15 protein-coding genes and 1 pseudogene are annotated in these 18,613 nt (G+C 71.1%); 11 read left to right on the forward strand and 5 right to left on the reverse strand.

Annotated features, from left to right (window positions below; translation table 11 throughout):
• Positions 1-438 carry a sterol carrier family protein gene (locus tag SA2016_RS16495; protein WP_066500175.1) on the forward strand — a complete coding sequence of 146 codons (438 nt, stop codon included), beginning with the start codon at positions 1-3 and terminating at the stop codon, positions 436-438.
• On the opposite strand, the gene SA2016_RS16500 is transcribed toward SA2016_RS16495, so the two are convergent.
• Complete coding sequence (locus SA2016_RS16500) at positions 439-1,209, reverse strand: SDR family oxidoreductase (protein WP_066502734.1); 771 nt, start codon at positions 1,207-1,209, stop codon at positions 439-441.
• A gap of 176 nt (positions 1,210-1,385) precedes the next feature.
• On the opposite strand from SA2016_RS16500, the gene aceE reads away from it, so the two are divergent.
• A complete protein-coding gene (gene aceE / locus SA2016_RS16505; protein WP_066500177.1) occupies positions 1,386-4,139 on the forward strand; it encodes a pyruvate dehydrogenase (acetyl-transferring), homodimeric type in 2,754 nt (917 codons plus the stop codon).
• A 155-nt stretch (positions 4,140-4,294) separates the two neighbouring features.
• Here aceE and SA2016_RS16510 read toward each other — a convergent pair whose 3' ends face one another.
• From SA2016_RS16510 to SA2016_RS16520, 3 genes are all read right to left on the reverse strand, one after another.
• Positions 4,295-4,765 (reverse strand): hypothetical protein, encoded by a 471-nt coding sequence (locus tag SA2016_RS16510; protein WP_066500181.1) that lies wholly within the window; start codon positions 4,763-4,765, stop codon positions 4,295-4,297.
• A 141-nt stretch (positions 4,766-4,906) separates the two neighbouring features.
• Positions 4,907-5,098, reverse strand: coding sequence for a hypothetical protein (locus tag SA2016_RS16515; protein ID WP_141305657.1), 192 nt, complete (start codon positions 5,096-5,098; stop codon positions 4,907-4,909).
• Between the two features lie 259 nt (positions 5,099-5,357).
• Positions 5,358-6,113 (reverse strand): IclR family transcriptional regulator, encoded by a 756-nt coding sequence (locus tag SA2016_RS16520; protein ID WP_066500186.1) that lies wholly within the window; start codon positions 6,111-6,113, stop codon positions 5,358-5,360.
• A 213-nt stretch (positions 6,114-6,326) separates the two neighbouring features.
• Here SA2016_RS16520 and SA2016_RS16525 point away from each other — a divergent pair, with 213 nt between their 5' ends.
• The 4 genes from SA2016_RS16525 (at position 6,327) to SA2016_RS16540 (ending at position 11,568) form a co-directional block, all read left to right on the forward strand.
• A complete protein-coding gene (locus SA2016_RS16525) occupies positions 6,327-7,709 on the forward strand; it encodes an NAD-dependent malic enzyme (RefSeq protein ID WP_066500188.1) in 1,383 nt (460 codons plus the stop codon).
• 67 nt (positions 7,710-7,776) lie between these two features.
• Positions 7,777-9,375, forward strand: a complete 1,599-nt coding sequence (aceB, locus tag SA2016_RS16530; RefSeq protein WP_066500189.1) for a malate synthase A — start codon at positions 7,777-7,779, stop codon at positions 9,373-9,375.
• Entirely contained in the window at positions 9,375-10,739 is a 1,365-nt protein-coding gene (locus tag SA2016_RS16535) for a DUF6986 family protein (RefSeq protein WP_066500192.1), read from the forward strand. Before aceB ends, SA2016_RS16535 begins: the two co-directional genes overlap by 1 nt.
• A 16-nt stretch (positions 10,740-10,755) precedes the next feature.
• Positions 10,756-11,568, forward strand: a complete 813-nt coding sequence (locus tag SA2016_RS16540) for a bifunctional allantoicase/(S)-ureidoglycine aminohydrolase (protein ID WP_066500194.1) — start codon at positions 10,756-10,758, stop codon at positions 11,566-11,568.
• Positions 11,569-11,980: 412 nt separating this feature from the next.
• Here the strand turns inward: SA2016_RS16540 and SA2016_RS16545 are convergent, their stop codons facing one another.
• Positions 11,981-12,286, reverse strand: coding sequence for a Cof-type HAD-IIB family hydrolase (locus SA2016_RS16545; protein WP_141305656.1), 306 nt, complete (start codon positions 12,284-12,286; stop codon positions 11,981-11,983).
• 168 nt (positions 12,287-12,454) lie between these two features.
• Between SA2016_RS16545 and SA2016_RS16550 the strand changes: the two genes are divergently transcribed.
• The 5 genes and pseudogenes from SA2016_RS16550 (at position 12,455) to allB (ending at position 18,597) form a co-directional block, all read left to right on the forward strand.
• The gene (locus SA2016_RS16550; protein ID WP_066500199.1) at positions 12,455-13,246 is read left to right on the forward strand and encodes a hydroxypyruvate isomerase family protein; all 792 of its coding nucleotides are present in this window, start codon (positions 12,455-12,457) and stop codon (positions 13,244-13,246) included.
• Positions 13,247-13,280: 34 nt separating this feature from the next.
• Positions 13,281-14,162 (forward strand): annotated as a pseudogene (locus SA2016_RS16555) (2-hydroxy-3-oxopropionate reductase); the annotation flags it as partial.
• A 141-nt stretch (positions 14,163-14,303) separates the two neighbouring features.
• On the forward strand, positions 14,304-16,091 hold the full coding sequence (gene gcl / locus SA2016_RS16560) for a glyoxylate carboligase (RefSeq protein ID WP_066500202.1): 1,788 nt from the start codon (positions 14,304-14,306) through the stop codon (positions 16,089-16,091).
• 20 nt (positions 16,092-16,111) lie between these two features.
• Positions 16,112-17,257, forward strand: coding sequence for a glycerate kinase (locus SA2016_RS16565; protein ID WP_066500205.1), 1,146 nt, complete (start codon positions 16,112-16,114; stop codon positions 17,255-17,257).
• Positions 17,254-18,597, forward strand: a complete 1,344-nt coding sequence (allB, locus tag SA2016_RS16570) for an allantoinase AllB (protein WP_066500207.1) — start codon at positions 17,254-17,256, stop codon at positions 18,595-18,597. The genes SA2016_RS16565 and allB overlap by 4 nt, the downstream gene beginning before the upstream one ends.
• Positions 18,598-18,613 lie beyond the last annotated feature (16 nt).

Here is an 18,613-nt window from a genome sequence, read left to right on the forward strand (position 1 = left end):
ATGGCTGTCCGCCGCAGGATCGCGCACGACGCCGGCCGCGCCGCCGTCGCGGCCTGGCTCGCCGCCCGCAGTGGCCCGGACGGCACGGTCGGCGACACCTCCGGTGAGGTGCCGGCGGGCGGCGCCCAGGCCGGCGTCGTGCGCCCCGCGGTGGACCGGCAGACCACCGCCACCGCCGTGCGCTACCTGCTGGAGGAACTCGCGGAGCGCGCGCCGGGCAACTCGGTCGAGGTGCGCGTGCCGCCCTTCGGGGTGGCGCAGTGCGTCGAGGGCCCCCGGCACACCCGCGGGACGCCCCCGAACGTCGTAGAGACGGACGCCGAGACGTGGCTCGCCCTCGCCACCGGCACCCTCGCGTGGCCCGGGGCCGTGGCCTCGGGCCGGCTGACCGCCTCCGGCATCAGGACCGACCTGAGCGAGTTCCTGCCGCTCGCGTAGCTAGCCCCTGCCGACGAACGGCATGCCCGAGGCGGTGATGAGCAGGCTGCCGACGCTCGCCTCGGCCGGCAGCGAGGCCATGAAGGCCACGGCCTGTGCGGCCTCCTCGACGGCGAAGGTGGGCTCGACGCGGCGCGAGCCGTCCGCCTGGAGGGCGCCCTCGCCGACACCCAGCGTGTAGTTGAGCTGCTCTACGAGCTCAGTGCGCGTGTTGCCGATGTCGATCTGCCCGCACGTGATCCCCCAGGGGCGCCCGTCGAGCTCGATGCTCTTGGTCAGGCCCGTGATGGCGTGCTTCGTGGCCGTATAGGCAACGGAGCGCGGGCGCGGCGCGTGCGCCGAGATCGAGCCGTTGTTGATGATCCGGCCACCGCGCGGCTCCTGGGCCTTCATGGCGCGGAACGCCGCCGCCGCGCACAGGAAGCTCCCGGTGAGGTTCACGGCGACCGTGGACTCCCATCCGGCAAGGTCGATCTCGCCGACGTCTCCGGAGGGGCCGAACGTCCCGGCGTTGTTGAACAGCACGTCAACGCGCCCGAACGCGCCCACGGTGTCCGCGAAGAGCCGCTCGACGTCGGCCGGGGCCGTGACGTCGCAGGGCACCACGAGGGCGTGCTCGGCTCCCCCGGCCGTCGCGTGCAGCTCGGCCTCGCGGCGCCCCGCGAGGGCCACGCGCCAGCCGTCGGCCAGCAGCCGGCGCGCCACGGCCCGGCCGATCCCGCTGCCCGCGCCCGTGACCACGGCCACCCGGGATGCCGTCTGCTCGCTCATCTGCTGCCTCCACTCCGTCACCGACTTGACGCGCATCACGTCCACACGCCACGCTAGTTTCACATTACAGTATTTCTCTTCCGCCATATGAAATAAGACAGCGGCGGAGGAGCGGCGGGGACCTCCCTGCCGACGCTCGACGCGCGGCACCAAACGCGCGCAGAAGGAGGTTGGCCGTGCTCACGTCAGAGCCTATCCAGCAGTTCCTCGGCGGCGCCGGGGCCGCCGTGGACCGCGACCCGGAGGAGACCGCCGAGTGGATCGAGTCCTTCGACTCGCTCGTGGCAGAGCGGGGCACCGAACGGGCCCAGTTCATGGTCAAGAACATCCTGCAGCGGGCGGGCGCGCAGAGCGTCGGCGTCCCGATGGTCCACACCACGGACTACATCAACTCGATTCCCTCCGACCAGGAGCCCGAGTACCCGGGCGACGAAGAGGTGGAGCGCCGCTACCGCGCATACATGCGCTGGAACGCCGCGATCATGGTCCACCGGGCCCAGCGCCCCGGCATCGGCGTCGGCGGCCACATCTCCACCTACGCCGGTGCGGCCACGCTCTACGAGGTGGGCTTCAACCACTTCTTCCGCGGCAAGGACCACCCCGGCGGCGGCGACCAGGTCTTCTTCCAGGGCCACGCCTCCCCGGGCATGTACGCCCGCGCGTTCATGGAGGGCCGCCTCACCGAGGAGGACCTCGACGGGTTCCGCCAGGAGAAGTCGAAGGAGTGCCACGCGCTCTCCTCCTATCCGCACCCGCGCATGATGCCGGAGTTCTGGGAGTTCCCCACGGTCTCCATGGGCATCGGCCCGATGAACGCGATCTACCAGGCGCAGACCAACCGCTACCTCCACAACCGCGGGATCAAGGACACCTCGGACCAGCACGTCTGGGCGTTCCTCGGCGACGGGGAGATGGACGAGCCGGAGTCCCGCGGCCTGCTCCAGCTCGCGGCGAACGAGAACCTGGACAACCTCACGTTCGTGGTCAACTGCAACCTCCAGCGCCTCGACGGGCCGGTGCGCGGCAATGGCAAGATCATCCAGGAGCTCGAGGCGTTCTTCCGGGGCGCGGGCTGGAACGTCATCAAGGTGGTCTGGGGCCGGGAGTGGGACTCCCTCCTGACGAAGGACACCGAGGGCAACCTGGTGAAGCTCATGAACGAGACCCCGGACGGCGACTACCAGACCTTCAAGGCCGAGAACGGGGCCTTCGTCCGGGACCACTTCTTCGGCAAGACCCCCCAGACCAAGGAGCTCGTCGCCGACTACACGGACGAGCAGATCTGGAACCTCAAGCGCGGCGGCCACGACTACCACAAGGTCTACGCGGCCTACAAGGCGGCCACCGAGTTCAAGGGCAAGCCCACGGTCATCCTGGCGAAGACGGTCAAGGGCTACGGCCTGGGCCCGCACTTCGAGGGCCGCAACGCGACCCACCAGATGAAGAAGATGACGCTGGGCGACCTCAAGGACTTCCGCGACCACCTGCGCATCCCGATCACGGACGAGCAGCTCGAGGCCAACCCCTACGAGCCCCCGTACTACCACCCGGGCTTCGACGCCCCGGAGATCCGCTACCTCCTCGCCCGCCGTGCCGAGCTGGGCGGTCCGGTACCCGAACGCCGCAAGGAGCACCGCGCCGTCGCCCTTCCGGCCGAGAAGGCGTACGCGATCGCCAAGCGCGGCTCGGGCAAGCAGCAGGCCGCCACCACGATGTCCTTCGTGCGCCTGCTCAAGGACATCATGCGGGATGCGGACTTCGGCCAGCGGATCGTGCCGATCGTTCCCGATGAGAGCCGGACGTTCGGCATGGACGCGTTCTTCCCCACGGCGAAGATCTACAACCCCAAGGGCCAGAACTACCTCTCGGTGGACCGCGACCTCGTCCTGGCCTACAAGGAGTCGCCGGCCGGGCAGCTCATCCACCCGGGCATCAACGAGGCCGGCGCCGTCGCGGCCTTCACGGCAGCCGGCACCGCCTACGCGACCCACGGCGAGCCGCTCGTGCCGGTCTACGTCTTCTACTCGATGTTCGGCTTCCAGCGCACCGGCGACGCCTTCTGGGCCGCGGCGGACCAGATGACGCGCGGGTTCATCATCGGCGCCACCGCGGGCCGGACCACGCTCACGGGCGAGGGCCTCCAGCACGCCGACGGGCACTCCCCCCTGCTCGCGGCGACCAACCCCGCCGTCGTCACCTACGACCCCGCCTACGGGTACGAGATCGGGCACATCGTGCGCGCCGGGCTCGAGCGCATGTACGGCGGCAAGCACCCCGACCCGAACGTCATGTACTACCTCACCGTCTACAACGAGCCGATCGTCCAGCCGGCCGAGCCCGCGGGCCTCGACGTCGACGCGCTGCTGAAGGGCATGTACCGCCTGGCGTCCGACGCCGCGTCCGGCCTCGGCGCCAACGCGGCCCGGACCCAGCTGCTCGCCTCGGGCGTCTCCGTGCCGTGGGCGCTCGAGGCCCAACGGATCCTCGCCGACGAGTGGGGCGTGGCCGCCGACGTGTGGAGCGTGACGAGCTGGAGCGAGCTGCGCCGCGACGGCCTCGCCGCCGAGGAGCAGGCGTTCCTGCACCCCGAGCTCGAGGCGCCCCTGCCGTTCGTGACCCGCCAGCTCGCGGGCGCCTCCGGCCCGGTGGTGGCCGTCACGGACTACAACAAGTCCGTCCCGGACCAGATCCGCCAGTTCGTCCCGGGAGACTACGCCGTGCTCGGCGCAGACGGCTTCGGCTTCTCGGACACCCGCGCCGCTGCCCGACGGTTCTTCAAGATCGACGCGCACTCCGTGGTGGTGCGGGCACTGCAGATGCTCGCCCGCCGCGGCGAGGTCGACGCCGACGCGCCCCGCCAGGCATTCGAGCGGTACCGCCTGCTCGATGTGAACGCCGGCACCACCGGGACCACGGGGGGCGAGAGCTAGCCCCTCCCCGCAGCACGGCCGGCGAGCGCCGGCCCGCAGGCTGCCCCCGCACCGCCCCCTGGGGCCTGGTTGGACGGTGCGGGGGCCGGCGGCCGATCCACACGGCCGCCCCATGGCGGCCCTCCTCGCGCAACGGGAGGGCCGCCACCGTCATCTCAGACGTGCCACCGGGGGCCTGACTGCCGCCCCGGGCCCGGGCGACGGCCGAGGTGCATGAGCGCGCGCACGAAGGCGACCAGCTGGGCGAGGATCCCCACCAGGGCGCCCACGATGCCGACCACGAGCAGGACCCGCACGACGACGGCCCAGTCGGGGGGACCCCCGGGAAACACGAACGGGAACACCTCCCACACCCTGACGGTCGCCACGATGCCAAAGATGAGCACCACGATCTCCCCGACCGCGCGGAGGGCGGGTGTGCCGGCGACGAGGTAGACGGCGTTGGCAACGAGACCCGCAATCCAGGCGGCGTTCACCGCGCCGATCACTTCGGACCCCTCCGGGGTCACGAAGGGCACCGACCACCAGCCCGGCCAGACGTTGGCGGCGTAGAGCAGCACCCCGATCACGATGATCGACGGGACGGCGCCCTCGCGCCCCGTTCTCCTCCGCTCGGCCCGTTCCATGGGCCCATCACATCCTCCAGGGCCGAGGCGCGCGAGAGGCTTTCGTCCCGCCCGGCACGTGAAGCGGCCCCGCTCCCACGGTGGGGGAACGGGGCCACTACGGGTAGAGCGCGACGCGGCGGGAGATCGGTGGCGGCTGGCTCAGCGCCCCACGAACCAGTTGAGGAAGGGCACGCGCGCGGCCCAGCCGCGGCGCTCCCCCTCGCGGGCGGGCCGGAGCGCGAGGTCCGGATCGATGTGCGTGACTTTCGGGATGTAGCGCTCGGCAGGCGGCTGGGCGAGGCGGGATGCCTCCGTGGCAGATGGGCGCGGGACGGTCGTGCTGGTGGACATCTCTCTCCCCTTTCCGGGCTCGTGGTCGGCGATCATGCTCGCAGCTCCTCCTCGTGGGCTGGATCCGCAGGACGCGGATGTTTTCAGCCCTATACTTTTCCACTTCACGGAAGAACTTTATTGATATATGGAATTCTACTGGGATACCAGAGGAGGGGTCAAGAGATCTTCCTGCACAGACGCGGGAGCGGGGGTGCGCCGCGGACGGCGCACCCCCGCTCCGGGTGCAGTTCGGCTCGGGCGCCCAGGGGCGCCCGGCTCAGGTTCGGTTGAGCTCGGCCGAGATGTTCGCGGCCGCCTCGCGCAGGAGGGGAACGGCTCGCTCGCCGAACGATTCGTCGACCCGGGACACCGGGCCCGAGACCGAGATGGCCGTGGGCGTCGGGGCATTGGGGACGGCCATGGAGAAGCAGCGGACGCCGATCTCCTGCTCCTGCTCGTCGATCGCGTACCCGCGCGCGCGGATCTTGTCGAGGTCCGACAGCAGGGACTCGACGTCGCCGAGGCTGTAGGGGGTCGGGGTCGGCATGCCCTGGCGCGCGACGATCGAACGGACCTGGTCGTCGTCGAGCTGGGCGAGGATCGCCTTGCCGACGCCGGTGTCGTGGGTGTGGGCGCGCCGGCCGACCTCGGTGAACATGCGCATCGCGTGGGGCGAGGGGACCTGGGCAACGTAGATGACCATGTCCGAGTCGAGGACCGCCATGTTCGAGGTCTCCCCGAGGCGCTCGACGAGCATGGCCAGCTGCGGTGCCGCCAAGGCCCCGAGCTGCTTGTTCGCGCCCTCGCCGAGCCGGATCAGCCGCGGGCCGAGCGCATAGCGGCGGTTGGGCAGCTGGCGCACGTAGCCGAGGCTGACGAGCGTGCGCAGGAGCCGGTGGATCGTGGGCAGCGGGAGCTCCGTGGAGGAGGACAGCTCACTGAGGGTGACGTCGCCGCCCGCATCAGTGATGAGCTCGAGCAGCTCGAAGACCCGCTCGACCGACTGGACGCCGCCTGATGCCTTCTCGGCCATGGTTCCCTCCTGGGTGCCGCCGGACTGTTCCGGCAAAAATTATCCGCATCCCGGAAACTTGCGGCATTCCCACGATACCCCACCGGGAACAGCGCGCCTAGGTGACCGAGGCTGGGGTGCCGTACTTGTTTTTCCAAGATACAGAGAATAATATCCGTAGTACGGAAAAAGAGCCACTGAGGCCGATGCCTCCCCGATCCTAAGGACGATTCAATGGCGAGTCCCAGCCCCGGCAACTCCATCACCCTGCGCGTCGACGCCCCCAGCCGGATCAGCATCACGAGCGAGCTCGCGGCAGCCGTCGCGGCGGCGGGCGCGCCCGTCACAGCGCTCGACATCAGCGAGTCCCACCACGACCAGCTCGTCGTCGACATCACGTGCAACACCACCTCGGAGCAGCACGCGGAGCAGGTCGCCGCAGCGCTCGAGGCCCTCGAGGACGTGACCGTCCGCAAGGTCTCGGACCGCACCTTCCTCATGCACCTCGGCGGCAAGCTCGAGGTCGTCCCGAAGGTTCCCCTCCGCAACCGCGACGACCTCTCGCGTGCCTACACCCCCGGCGTCGCCCGCGTGTGCCGCGCCATCGCGGAGAACCCCGACGACGCCCGCCGCCTGACCGTCAAGCGCAACACCGTCGCGGTGGTCACCGACGGCACCGCCGTGCTCGGCCTCGGCGACATCGGCCCCGCCGCGGCCCTGCCGGTCATGGAGGGCAAGGCGGCGCTCTTCAAGCAGTTCGCCAATGTCGACGCGTGGCCCGTCTGCCTCGACACGAAGGACACCGAGGAGATCATCCGGATCGTCAAGGCCATCGCCCCCGTCTACGGCGGCGTGAACCTCGAGGACATCGCGGCGCCGCGCTGCTTCGAGATCGAGGCCCGCCTCCGCGAGGAGCTCGACATCCCGGTGTTCCACGACGACCAGCACGGCACCGCGATCGTCACGCTCGCGGCCCTCGTGAACGCCCTCAAGATCGTTCAGAAGAAGATCGAGGACGTCCGCATCGTCGTCTCCGGCGTCGGCGCCGCGGGCAACGCGATCGTCCAGCTCCTGAAGGCGCAGGGCGCGCGCAACATCATCGCGTGCGACCGCAAGGGCGCCATCCACCGCGGCCAGCAGCACACCGATGCGCACCGCATCTGGATCGCGGAGAACACGAACCCGGAGGCCTTCTCCGGCACCCTCGTCGAGGCGCTCAAGGGCTCGGACGTGTTCATCGGCGTCTCGGCCCCGAACCTCTTCGGCCCCGAGGAGGTCGCGACCATGGCCGAGAAGGCGATCGTCTTCGCGATGGCCAACCCGGACCCCGAGACCGACCCCATCGCCGCCGCCGACCATGCCGCCGTCGTCGCCACCGGCCGCAGCGACTTCCCGAACCAGATCAACAACGTCCTCGCGTTCCCGGGCATCTTCCGCGGCCTGCTCGACGCTGGCGTCTCGGACATCACCCCTGCCATGCTGGTGGCCGCGGCCCGGGCCATCGCCGCCCGCGTCTCCGACGAGGAGCTCAACGCGAGCTTCATCATCCCGAGCGTGTTCGATCCGCACGTCGCCCAGGACGTCGCCGCCGCCATCGTCGCGGCCGTGCAGGCGTAGTCCCCCAGCAGCAGAGACACCAGGCCCAGGGAGAGACCCCGGGGACCGGGAGAAGAAGGAGGATGGCATGGCCATCACTGTGACCGACCACGCGCCCATCGCGCGCGCCGACGAGATCCTCACCGACGAGGCCCTCGCCTTCGTCGAGGAGCTCCACCGGCGCTTCGCCGCCGAGCGCAACGCCCGGCTCGAGGCCCGCAAGGCCCGCCGCGCCGAGGCCGCGAGCACCGGCAGGCTCGACTTCCTGCCGGAGACCGCAGAGATCCGCGCCGGCGACTGGAAGGTCGCCGAGGCACCCGCGGCGCTGCAGGACCGCCGCGTCGAGATGACCGGGCCGGCGAGCCCGGCCAAGATGGCGATCAACGCCCTCAACTCCGGCGCCAAGGTCTGGCTCGCCGACATGGAGGACGCCTCGAGCCCGCTGTGGGCCAACGTGGTCGACTCAGTCCTCAACCTGCGCGATGCAGCGAACGGTTCCCTCTCCTACACCTCGGCCGAGGGCAAGGAGTACCGCCTGCGCACCGACGCGCCGCTCGCCGTCGTGGTCACCCGCCCGCGCGGCTGGCACATGGAGGAGCGGCACGTGCTCATCGACGGCGAGCCGGCCGTCGGCACGCTCGTGGACTTCGGCCTGCACTTCTTCCACGTCGCCAAGCCCCTCATCGCCTCCGGCCGCGGCCCGTACTACTACCTGCCCAAGATGGAGAGCCACCTCGAGGCCCGCCTCTGGAACGAGATCTTCGTCTTCGCCCAGGACTACCTCGGCATCCCGCAGGGCACCATCCGGGCCACCGTGCTGATCGAGACCATCCCGGCCGCGTTCGAGATGGACGAGATCCTCTACGAGCTCCGCGACCACGCCTCCGGCCTGAACGCCGGCCGCTGGGACTACCTGTTCAGCATCATCAAGTACTTCCGCGACGCCGGCTCGACGTTCACCCTCCCCGACCGCGCCTCGGTGGTCATGACCGCCCCGTTCATGCGCGCCTACACCGAGCTCCTCGTGAAGACCTGCCACCACCGCGGCGCCTTCGCGATGGGCGGCATGGCCGCGTTCATCCCGAACCGCAAGGAGCCGGACATCACGGCCGCGGCGATCGAGAAGGTCCGCGCGGACAAGACCCGCGAGGCCACCGACGGCTTCGACGGCTCGTGGGTGGCACACCCGGACCTCGTGCCGACCTGCCGCGAGGTGTTCGACGCCGTCCTCGGCGACAAGCCGAACCAGGTGGACCGCCAGCGCCCCGAGGTCTCGGTCACCGCGGACCAGCTCCTGGACGTCTCCTCCGCCGCCGGCGAGGCCACCGAGGCCGGCCTGCACCTCAACCTCTACGTCGCGGTGGCCTACACCGCGGTGTGGCTCTCGGGCAACGGGGCCGTGGCCATCCACAACCTCATGGAGGACGCCGCCACCGCCGAGATCTCCCGCTCCCAGGTGTGGCAGCAGATCCACAACAGGGTGGTCCTCGCCGACACGGGCAACACCGTGACGCGCGAGCTCGTCGAGCAGATCCTCGCCGAGGAGACCGAGCGCCTGCGCGGCGAGGTGGACCCGAAGATGTTCGCGAAGTTCTACGAGCCGGCGAGCCGCCTCATCGCGGACATCTGCCTGTCCGAGGACTACACGGACTTCCTCACCACCCCGGCCTACGAGCTGGTGGGCTAATGAGCGAGCCCCACGCGGACCTGGGCCTGACGGCCCGAGTGCTGGACGACGCCGACCTCGCCCGCATCGACGCCAGCCTCGCCGAGACCGACCGGCTGCTCCACGAGGGCTACCCGGGGGACTCCGGGACCCGCCAGCCCGTCCACACGGTGTATGTGCCCGCGGACCGCGTCACCGGGCAGCTCGCTGCGGAGTGGGGGGCTGCGGCGCTCGCCGCCGCGGACGAGGCCGGCGGCCTCGAGGCCCTCGCCCGCCGCGTGGGGCTCGCCCCCGACCTCGCGGCCCAGGTCGCACCCCGGGTCGAGTCCAAGCTGCACACCGAGCCCATCGAGGACCTCCGGATCGACTTCGAAGACGGCTACCTCGCCCCTGCACGGGCGGCGAAGGCCGGTGGCGACGCCGACGCGACGGAGGACGCCGAGGCGCTCCGGGCGGCGGACGGCGTCGCCGACGCGCTCGCGGCGGCCGCCGGCGGCACCGGGAGCACGACGCCGTTCGTCGGCATCCGCTTCAAGTGCTTCGAGGAGCCCACGCGCCGGCGCGGCCTGCGCACGCTCGAGCTGTTCGTGGCGCGCCTGGTGGAGCGGCGGGGACCCGAGGGCCTCCCGGACGGCCTCATCCTGACCCTGCCGAAGGTCACGACGGTCGACCAGGTCAAGGCGATGGTGTTCGCCCTTGAGCGGCTCGAGTCCGCCCTCGGCCTCGCGCAGGGCCGCCTCGGCTTCGAGGTCCAGGTCGAGACGCCGCAGCTGATCATCGGGCCCGACGGCTCGCACCCGGTCGCCCAGCTGCCGCACGTCGCCGACAAGCGGATCACGGCGCTGCACTACGGCACGTACGACTACTCGGCGTCGCTGCAGATCGCCGCGGCCTACCAGTCGATGGAGCACCCGGCCGCGGACTTCGCCAAGGAGGTCATGCAGCTCGCCGTCGCCGGCACGGGGATCCGCCTCTCCGACGGCTCGACCAACATCCTGCCGCTGGGCGACGCCGACCAGCGCGCCGAGGCGTGGAGGCTCCACGCGCGGCTCGTCCGGCGTTCCCTCGAGCGCGGCTACTACCAGGGCTGGGACCTCCACGCCCACCAGCTGCCCACGCGGTACATCGCCACGTACGCGTTCTACCGCGAGGGGCTCGACGCCGCCACGACCCGCCTGCGCAACTACGTGCAGCAGACCTCCGGCGCCGTCCTCGACGAGCCGGCCACGGCCCGCGCGCTCGCGGCGTTCGTGCTCCGCGGGGTCCAGTGCGGCGCCGTCGGCGCCGACGAGGTGCTCGCCTCGACGGGCCTGGGCGAACGCGAGCTCACGCACCTGGCACACCCGCGGCTGGCCGACACACACCCGGCCGCGACCTCGAACTGACCCAAGGAAGGGACACATGGGCAAGTACTACTACCCCGAGGGCGGGCTGCCGCCCCAGACGCACCTGACCACAGAGCGCGCCATCGTCACCGAGGCGTACACGGTCATCCCGAAGGGCGTCCTGACGGACATCGTCACGAGCAACCTCCCCGGCTTCACGAACACGCGCTCGTGGATCATCGCCCGGCCCATCTCCGGGTTCGCCACGACCTTCTCGCAGCTCATCGTGGAGATCGGCCCCGGCGGCGGTGCCCCCAAGGCCGAGTTCGAGGCCGGCGTCGAGGGCGTGGTGTTCGTCGTCAAGGGCACCGTGAACCTCACCCTGGGCGGCGAGGTCCACGAGCTCGGCGAGGGCGGCTACGCGTACCTCGCCGCCGGCGACCCGTGGGGCCTCGAGAACGTGTCCGACGACATCGTCTCGTTCCACTGGGTCCGCAAGGCGTACGAGCGGCTCGAGGGCTACGAGGCCAAGAGCTTCGTGACCTCGGACGCCGAAGTGGCCCCGCGCGAGATGCCGGACGTGGACGGCGTGTGGAAGACCACCCGCTTCGTCGACCCGGACGACCTCGCGCACGACATGCACGTGAACATCGTGACGTTCCAGCCGGGCGGGGTCATCCCGTTCCCCGAGACCCACGTGATGGAGCACGGCCTCTACGTCCTGTCGGGCAAGGCCATGTACCTGCTCAACAACGACTGGGTCGAGGTCGAGGCCGGCGACTTCATGTGGCTGCGCGCCTTCTGCCCCCAGGCCTGCTACGCGGGCGGCCCGGGCGAGTTCCGCTACCTCCTCTACAAGGACGTCAACCGCCAGGTGAAGCTCACCTGACGCGTCCTCCGCGCACGACGGCGGCTCCTCGCCTCCCGTGCGCTGGCCCGCCGGGGCGGGCCCCTCCCGCGCGACGGCGCTGGTCGGCCTGGCACTGAGTCGGCCGGTGCCGTCGTACCCACTCCCGGGCCCCCGGACGCTTCGAGCATCCGGGGGCCCGGTGATGCGTCACCCCTCCCCCACTCCCCGTTTCGGGTACGCATCTCGTCGCCCTTTCGGCCTTCCGGGTACGCATCTCGTCGCCCTTTCGGCGTTCCGGGTACAGCTGCCGCAAGGCGCGCCCTCGGTGAGCCGAGGGAACGGGGGGGGCGAGGAGCGGCGTCGTGTATCCGCCTCGTACCCGAAACGGGGAAAACCGGACGAGATGCGTACCCGAAACGGGCGGGGAGGTGGGCTGGGAGAGGTGGGCGGCTCAGCCGCCCCGGCCCGAGCCCTCGACGACCTCGGAGGCCCCGTCGTCGAGGATGGGCGCGCGCTCGTCGTCGTCCGGGGGCGCATCCTCCTGGTTCTGCGGCCGCCAGCTCAGGTGCACGCAGGCGCCGCCCTCCTCCGCCTCGATGCGCATCACGATGTCCTGCCCGATCAGGTGCTGATGCTCGAGGTAGTCCCGGTCCGTCTGCGCTGCCTCGAGCAGCCGCTTGAGGGCGACCGCCATGGCGCGGCCCCAATCATGCGGATCCTTGCTCGACGCGTGCTCCATTGCTCTGTACGTGGCCATGCCCCCATCTTTCCCTGAGGCGGCCTCTGTTAACCAGAGACCGAAGACTCATCCCCATTTGGTATCCAAAAGAGTTGACCGCGGTCACACCCGCGCCTACACTTTCATTCAGAGAGAATTTATTTCCACCATCTGAAATTGGGTGGATCGATCGAGAGGGACCCGACGATGACCTACACGGTGAACTGCTCCATCCTGCTGACCGAACTGCCCCTGCTCGAGCGCCCTGCCGCCGCGAAGGCCGCCGGCTTCGACGCCGTGGAGTTCTGGTGGCCGTTCAGCGAGGCCGTCCCCGCGGACAAGGACGTCGACGCGTTCGTCGCCGCACTCGACAACGCGGGCGTGGCACTCTCCGGGCTGAACTTCTTCGCCGGCGACATGCCGGCCGGAGACCGCGGCCTCGTCTCGTGGACCGGCCGCTCGGGCGAGTTCAAGGACAACATCGACGTGGTGGCCGGCATCGCCGAGCGCACCGGCACCAAGGCCTTCAACGCGCTCTACGGCAACCGCCTCGACGGCGCCACTGACCAGGAGCAGGACGAGCTCGGCCTGGAGAACCTGGTCGCCGCTGCCGAGGGCGTCGCGAAGGTCGGCGGCACGGTCCTCCTCGAGCCCGTCTCCGGCACCCCGGCCTACCCGCTCAAGACCGCCGCGGACGCCCTCGCCGTGATCGCCAGGACCCAGGACGCCGGCGTCGAGAACGTCAAGCTCCTCGCCGACTTCTACCACCTGGCGGTCAACGGCGACGACGTCGCCGCCGTCATCGAGGAGCACGCCAAGGACTTCGGCCACATCCAGATCGCCGACAACCCCGGCCGCGGCGCCCCCGGCACGGGCGCCCTCCCGCTCGGCGAGTGGATCAGCCGCTCGCGCGAGCTCGGCTACGCCGGCTACATCGGGCTCGAGTACAAGGCGCCCCAGGCCGAGGCCTTCAAGTGGGCCATCCGCCCCGTCGCCTGACCGGTCGCCCCACCCACCAGACTTCAAGGAGAACAGCATGAGCAACGTCGCAGTCATCGGCCTGGGCATCATGGGCCTCCCCATGGCCGTCAACCTCGTCAAGGCCGGCCACGCCGTCACCGGCTACAACCGCAGCGAGGACAAGGTCAACAAGCTCGCCGCCGAGGGCGGCACCGGTGCCAAGAGCATCGCGGAGGCCGTCAAGGACGCCGAGGTCATCATCACGATGGTCCCGGACTCCCCCGACGTCGAGGGCGTCGTCAGCGGCCCCGACGGCGTCTTCGCGAACGCTCCGCAGGGCGCGCTCTGGATCGATGCCTCCTCGATCCGCCCCGACGTCTCCGCCCGCCTCGCCGCCGCGGCCCGCGAGGCAGGCATCCGCCCCCTCGACGCCCCCGTCTCCGGCGGCGAACAGGGTGCGATCGACGGCGTCCTGTCCATCATGGTCGGCGGCGAGAAGGCGGACTTCGACGCCGCACTGCCGATCCTCGAGGCTGTCGGCAAGACCATCGTCCACGTCGGCCCCTCCGGCTCCGGCCAGACCGTCAAGGCCGCGAACCAGCTCATCGTCGCCGTGAACATCCAGGCACTCTCCGAGGCCATCGTGTTCCTCGAGGCCTACGGCGTGGACACCGACGCCGCGCTGAAGGTCCTGGGCGGCGGCCTGGCCGGCTCGAAGGTCCTGGACCAGAAGGGGCAGAAGATGCTGGACCGCAACTTCGACCCCGGATTCCGCCTGGCCCTGCACAACAAGGACCTCGGCATCGTCACCTCCGCGGCCCGCGAGGCCGGCGTCGTGGTGCCGCTCGGCGCGGCGGTCGCCCAGCTCGTCTCGGCCCTCGTGGCCCGCGGCGACGGCGGCCTCGACCACTCGGGCCTGTTCAAGCTCACTGCCGAACTTTCCGGCAAGAGCTGACCGCCGACGGCGACCACTCGCCGTCGTGCGCCCCGCACCAGCGGCGCGTACCCCACAGACAGCCGGCCCCGGGCGCGCAACCTCGGGGCCGGCCCCATTCCCGCCTCTTCCACCCCACTTCACCACCAAGGAGCTTCCGACATGGCAAAGATGCGCACTGTCGACGCGATCGTGGCCATCCTCGAGAAGGAGGGCGCCACCGAGGCCTTCGGCCTGCCCGGCGCCGCGATCAACCCCCTCTACTCGGCCATGAGGGCCCACGGCGGCATCCGCCACACCCTGGCCCGCCACGTCGAGGGCGCCTCGCACATGGCCGACGGCTACTCCCGCGCCAAGGCCGGCAACATCGGCGTGTGCCTCGGCACCTCGGGCCCGGCGGGCACGGACATGATCACCGGCCTCTACGCCGCGCAGGCGGACTCCATCCCGATGCTGTGCTTCACGGGCCAGGCGCCCGTGGCCAAGCTGCACAAGGAGGACTTCCAGGCCGTGGACATCGAGTCCATCGCCAAGCCCCTGACGAAGATGGCCATGACCGTCCTCGAGCCCGGCCAGGTCCCCGGTGCCGTGCAGAAGGCCTTCCAGCTCATGCGCACCGGTCGCCCCGGCCCCGTGCTCCTGGACCTGCCGTTCGACGTGCAGATGGCCCAGATCGAGTTCGACATCGACGCCTACGAGCCGCTCCCCGTGCAGAAGCCCCGCGCGAGCCGCAAGCAGGCCGAGAAGGCCCTCGACATGCTCACTGCCGCCCAGAAGCCGCTCATCGTGGCCGGCGGCGGCATCATCAACGCCGACGCCGCCCCGGCGCTCGTCGAGCTCGCCGAGACGCTCAACGTCCCCGTGGTGCCCACCCTCATGGGCTGGGGCGCCATCCCGGACGACCACCGCCTCATGGCCGGCATGGTGGGCCTGCAGACCTCGCACAAGTACGGCAACGCGACCTTCCTCGAGTCCGACTTCGTGATCGGCATCGGCAACCGCTGGGCCAACCGCCACACCGGCTCGGTCGAGAAGTACACGTCAGGCCGCACGTTCGTGCACGTGGACATCGAGCCCACCCAGATCGGGCGCGTGTTCTCCCCCGACTTCGGCATCGTCTCCGACGCCGGCGCCTTCCTCGAGGAGATCCTCGAGGTGGCCCGCGAGCGCAAGGCCGCCGGCTCGCTGCCGGACTACAGCGCCTGGGCCGCCTCGGCGCAGGACAAGCGCGGCCGCATGCAGCGCAAGACCCACTACGACAACGTGCCGATGAAGCCGTTCCGGGTCTACGAGGAGATGAACAGGGCCTTCGGGCCGGACACGACCTACGTGACCACGATCGGCCTGTCCCAGATCGCCGGCGCCCAGATGCTGCACGTGTTCGGCGCCCGCAAGTGGATCAACGCCGGCCAGGCCGGCCCGCTCGGCTGGACCGGCCCCGCGGCCCTCGGCGTGGTCCGGGGCAAGCCGGGCGAGACCGTGGTGGCCCTCTCGGGCGACTACGACTTCCAGTTCATGATCGAGGAGCTCGCCGTCGGCGCGCAGTTCCAGCTGCCCTACATCCATGTGGTGGTGAACAACTCCTACCTCGGCCTCATCCGCCAGTCCCAGCGCGGCTTCGAGATGGACTACCACGTCTCCCTCGCGTTCGAGAACATCAACTCCGAGGGCGAGGGCACCGCTGCCGGCTACGGTGTGGACCACGTCAAGGTGGCCGAGGGCCTGGGCTGCAAGGCCATCCGGGTCGAGCACCCGGAGGACCTCGGCCCGGCCTTCGAGAAGGCCCGCGCCCTCATGGCCGAGTACAAGGTCCCCGTGGTGGTCGAGGCCATCCTCGAGCGCGTGACCAACATCGCCATGGGCACCGAGCTGGACAACGTGGTGGAGTTCGAGGAGCTCGCCGCGCGGCACGAGGACGCCCCGACCGCCATCGTGGCCCTGCTGGACTGAGAGGGCACGGAGCAGAACTGATGAAGATCGTCCTCGCCCCCGACAAGTTCAAGGGCTCCCTCACGGCCCCCGAGGTGGCCGAGGCGCTCGCGGAGGGCATCCGCGCGGTGCTCCCGGAGGCCGAGCTCGTCCTGGTCCCCGTGGCCGACGGCGGCGAGGGCACCGTGACCGCGGCGCTCGGCGCGGGCTTCACCCCGCGCCGGGCGGCCGTCGCCGGCCCCACCGGTGCCACGCTCACGGCGGAGTTCGCCGTGTCCGGCACCCGGGCGGTCATCGAGATGGCCGCCGCCTCGGGCCTCGACGTCCTCCCGGGCGGGGTCAAGGATGCCCGCGGCGCCACGAGCCTGGGCACCGGCCAGCTCGTCCGCGCCGCGCTCGACGCCGGCTGCCGGGACATCGTCCTCGGCGTCGGCGGCAGCGCCTGCACCGACGGCGGCGCCGGAATGCTCGCCGGGCTCGGCGCGCGCTTCACGGACGACGCCGGCAACGGCCTCCCGCTCGGCGGCGCGGCCCTCGCGCGGATCGCCGAGGCGGACCTGTCGGACCTCGACACCCGCCTCGACCGGGCCCGCCTGACCCTCGCGGCCGACGTCGACAATCCCCTCACCGGCCCGCGCGGCGCCGCCGCGGTGTTCGGCCCGCAGAAGGGGGCCACGCCGTCGGACGTCGAGGAGCTCGACGCCGCCCTCGAGGCGTTCGCGGCCGTCCTCGGGGCGGCGATGGGGCCTGCGGCCGCCGCGGCCAAGGGCCAGCCCGGGGCCGGTGCGGCCGGGGGCGTCGGCTACGCGGCACTGGCCCTGGGCGCGACGCGGCGGCGCGGGATCGACGTCGTCGTCGAGTTCACCGGCCTGCGCGAGAAGCTCGCCGGGGCCGACCTCGTCGTCACCGGGGAGGGCAGCCTGGACCTCCAGAGCCTCGCCGGCAAGGCCCCCGTGGGCGTCGCGGCCGAGGCCCGGGCCCTCGGCGTCCCGGTGGTGGCGGTGTGCGGGCGCAGCCAGCTCGCGGACCCCGCCGCGGCCGGCTTCGACGCCGTGCACGCGCTCACGGACCTCGAGCCGGACGTCGAGGCGTGCATCCGCGGGGCGCGCAGCCTCGTGCGGCAGGTCGGGATCGATCTGGCCGCATCTATCGTTGGAGACAAGAGCGGAAGGGAACCTGTGCGGTGACTGATATCGAATACGACCTCGTGGTCCGCGGGCAGCGGGTCCTCACGGACGAGGGCATCGACCCCCGCGAGGTGGGCATCTCCGGCGGCCGGATCGCCGCCGTCGAGCCCCTCGGGGCCGGGCTTGCCGGCCGGGAGGTGATCGAGCTGGCCGAGGACGAGACCCTCATCCCCGGCCTCGTCGACTCCCACGTCCACGTCAACGAGCCCGGCCGCACCGAGTGGGAGGGCTTCGCCTCCGCGACCAAGGCCGCGGCGGCCGGCGGCGTCACGACCATTATCGACATGCCGCTGAACTCGATCCCGCCCACCGTCAGCGTGGACGCGCTCAACGTCAAGCGCCGCTCGGCCGAGACGCAGTCGTTCGTGGACGTGGGCTTCTGGGGCGGGGCAATCCCGGGCAACACCGGGGACCTGCGCCCGCTGCACGAGGAGGGCGTGTTCGGCTTCAAGTGCTTCCTCCTCCACTCCGGCGTCGACGAGTTCCCGCACCTGGAGATCGATGAGCTGGAGAAGGACCTCGCGGAGATCGCCTCGTTCGACGGGCTCATGATCGTGCACGCCGAGGACTCCCAGGCGATCGACCACGCCCCCTCCGCCGAGGGCGCCGTCTACGAGCGGTTCCTCCATTCCCGGCCCCGCGGCGCCGAGAACGTCGCGATCGCCGGGGTCATCGAGCGGGCGCGCTGGACCGGGGCGCGCGCCCACATCCTGCACCTGTCCTCCTCGGACGCGCTCGCGATGATCGCCAGCGCCAAGCGCGATGGCGTGAAGCTCACCGTCGAGACGTGCCCGCACTACCTCACGCTGCTGGCCGAGGAGATCCCCGACGGTGCCACGGCCTTCAAGTGCTGCCCGCCGATCCGCGAGGCCTCCAACCGCGAGCTGCTGTGGAAGGGGCTCGAGGACGGCGTGATCGACTGCATCGTCTCGGACCACTCCCCCTCCACGGTGGACCTCAAGGATCCCGAGCACGGTGACTTCGGCGTGGCCTGGGGCGGCGTCGCCTCCCTCCAGCTCGGGCTGCCGCTCATCTGGACCGAGGCCCGGCAGCGGGGCATCCCGCTCGAGCGCGTCGTCGAGTGGATGGGGCGCAGGCCGGCCGAGCTCGCCCGGCTGCAGCGCAAGGGCCACCTCGCGCCGGGCTACGATGCGGACCTGGCCGTGTTCGCCGCGGACGAGACGTTCGTCGTCGACGCGGAGAAGCTGCACCACAAGAACCACATCACGCCGTACCAGGGCAAGTCCCTCTCCGGTGTGGTGCGGCGGACGTTCGTGCGCGGCACCGAAGTGGACTTCAGCGAGCCCAAGGGCCAGCTGCTCCGCCGCGGCTCCGCGTGAGACGACTGGCAGATCT

This window comes from Sinomonas atrocyanea, assembly GCF_001577305.1.
Taxonomy (GTDB): domain Bacteria; phylum Actinomycetota; class Actinomycetes; order Actinomycetales; family Micrococcaceae; genus Sinomonas; species Sinomonas atrocyanea.

Excerpts from the sequence above, each read along its gene's own strand:
- SA2016_RS16495 (WP_066500175.1), top strand. The coding sequence starts at position 1 with ATGGCTGTCCGCCGCAGGATCGCGCACGACGCCGGCCGCGCCGCCGTC.
- SA2016_RS16500 (WP_066502734.1), bottom strand. The coding sequence starts at position 1,209 with ATGAGCGAGCAGACGGCATCCCGGGTGGCCGTGGTCACGGGCGCGGGC.
- SA2016_RS16510 (WP_066500181.1), bottom strand. The coding sequence starts at position 4,765 with ATGGAACGGGCCGAGCGGAGGAGAACGGGGCGCGAGGGCGCCGTCCCG.
- SA2016_RS16515 (WP_141305657.1), bottom strand. The coding sequence starts at position 5,098 with ATGTCCACCAGCACGACCGTCCCGCGCCCATCTGCCACGGAGGCATCC.
- SA2016_RS16520 (WP_066500186.1), bottom strand. The coding sequence starts at position 6,113 with ATGGCCGAGAAGGCATCAGGCGGCGTCCAGTCGGTCGAGCGGGTCTTC.
- SA2016_RS16525 (WP_066500188.1), top strand. The coding sequence starts at position 6,327 with ATGGCGAGTCCCAGCCCCGGCAACTCCATCACCCTGCGCGTCGACGCC.
- aceB (WP_066500189.1), top strand. The coding sequence starts at position 7,777 with ATGGCCATCACTGTGACCGACCACGCGCCCATCGCGCGCGCCGACGAG.
- SA2016_RS16535 (WP_066500192.1), top strand. The coding sequence starts at position 9,375 with ATGAGCGAGCCCCACGCGGACCTGGGCCTGACGGCCCGAGTGCTGGAC.
- SA2016_RS16540 (WP_066500194.1), top strand. The coding sequence starts at position 10,756 with ATGGGCAAGTACTACTACCCCGAGGGCGGGCTGCCGCCCCAGACGCAC.
- SA2016_RS16545 (WP_141305656.1), bottom strand. The coding sequence starts at position 12,286 with ATGGCCACGTACAGAGCAATGGAGCACGCGTCGAGCAAGGATCCGCAT.
- SA2016_RS16550 (WP_066500199.1), top strand. The coding sequence starts at position 12,455 with ATGACCTACACGGTGAACTGCTCCATCCTGCTGACCGAACTGCCCCTG.
- gcl (WP_066500202.1), top strand. The coding sequence starts at position 14,304 with ATGGCAAAGATGCGCACTGTCGACGCGATCGTGGCCATCCTCGAGAAG.
- SA2016_RS16565 (WP_066500205.1), top strand. The coding sequence starts at position 16,112 with ATGAAGATCGTCCTCGCCCCCGACAAGTTCAAGGGCTCCCTCACGGCC.